Annotated in this window: 2 protein-coding genes; both read right to left on the bottom strand. The window is 31.8% G+C overall.

The window, feature by feature from the left end; all coding sequences use genetic code 11:
- Positions 1 to 367: 367 nt before the first annotated feature.
- Positions 368 to 529 carry a hypothetical protein gene (locus AC6F8J_RS15075; protein ID WP_500724444.1) on the bottom strand — a complete coding sequence of 54 codons (162 nt, stop codon included), beginning with the start codon at positions 527 to 529 and terminating at the stop codon, positions 368 to 370.
- A 33-nt stretch (positions 530 to 562) separates the two neighbouring features.
- Positions 563 to 1,174, bottom strand: a complete 612-nt coding sequence (locus AC6F8J_RS15080) for a hypothetical protein (protein WP_500724445.1) — start codon at positions 1,172 to 1,174, stop codon at positions 563 to 565.
- Positions 1,175 to 1,348 lie beyond the last annotated feature (174 nt).

A 1,348-nucleotide genomic window follows, 5' to 3' on the forward strand; every position in this document is an offset into this window, starting at 1 on the left:
TGAAACATAACGAGATTTGACGCAAAAACAAAAAATAATTTTCTCTGTTTTGCACAACGAAATCATCTTAAAACAAGCAATATAACCGATTCACGAAAAGGGAACAATCTGTTCATTTAATTATGCGACTGAACAGTTACACTGTTTTTTATAAACGAATGTATAACCACCATATGAATCTTTTATAAGATATTTTTGATAGTATTCTAATAACTCTAAAAAAGATTTCTCACCTACCCACCCAGTACTTGTTTTTATGCGCCAAACATATTGACCAGTAAAACTAACGCATGGAGTCATACCTTCATCACAACCATGATTCCAACAGCTTCCAATAGCTATATTGAAAGCTTGTTTTTATAACTTCTTAAAAAAGCTTTTGATTGCTCATGTCATTCATTGAACTATATAATTCAGTGATTTCTTTTTCAGAAAGCATCTTTAATTTTTTTTCATAGATATCAATATACCCAGCTGCTTCATAGTATTGGGTTAGTGCTTCTAACATTACGTCCATTTTTTCCATCATCTTACTCACCCCTAGCACTAGAATCAATATTTCCTAATCTATTAAAAGTGGGTCTGTGAACCCTTTGTTTAGTGGACCCAGTTCTCTAAATCCATATTCAAGACAAACATATTCAGAAATTCTCTTTATGATAATTTTAATAGTTTCTTCTTCAACTCCTATTATCAAATTAGTTGTCGCCGACTTGTTCTCAAAAAAGGATTCGCAATGAATAAGCTTATTTAATTCATCTCTTAAGCTCAAAGAATTTTCTTCGTTCTCAATAATGTCCATCCATATATTTATAAAATCGCTTTGTAACATATATGATCTCGCCATTGTTACTTTACAGATATTTGACCAGTTTTCAGATTTATGTACATGAGACTCACCGCCTTGGGCAAATAATGCAAATCCCATATCAATAATGGAATCCTTTTTAAAGGACGTCATTATTGGAATAACTGAGTTTTCTAATAGTACAGGTACACCTGAATAGTAGTAGTCACTGCTTCGATCTTGTTCCATAAAGATTTCATCTAGAATGGCCATCGTTGCATAATCTTCTAATAAATTGTACAACCCAGAAATGAATTTTTTATATTGATCAAGTCCAAGACTTTTTTTGTTTGCTTCAATCCAGATATACGCTTTTTTTATATCCAAGTAATCAAACAATGGCTCTTTAGTTGATATTTCGTAACTGTTCAGAACCCCTGATAGAGTCCTGAAAATTCATTGTGCAAAACAGAGAAATTTATTTTCTGTTTTGTTGCTGTTTTTTTGTATTGGTGGATAACTTATTTAGGATTCTTCCGTTCATATTGTCACTGTGGATTA

The organism is Petrocella sp. (assembly GCF_059865615.1).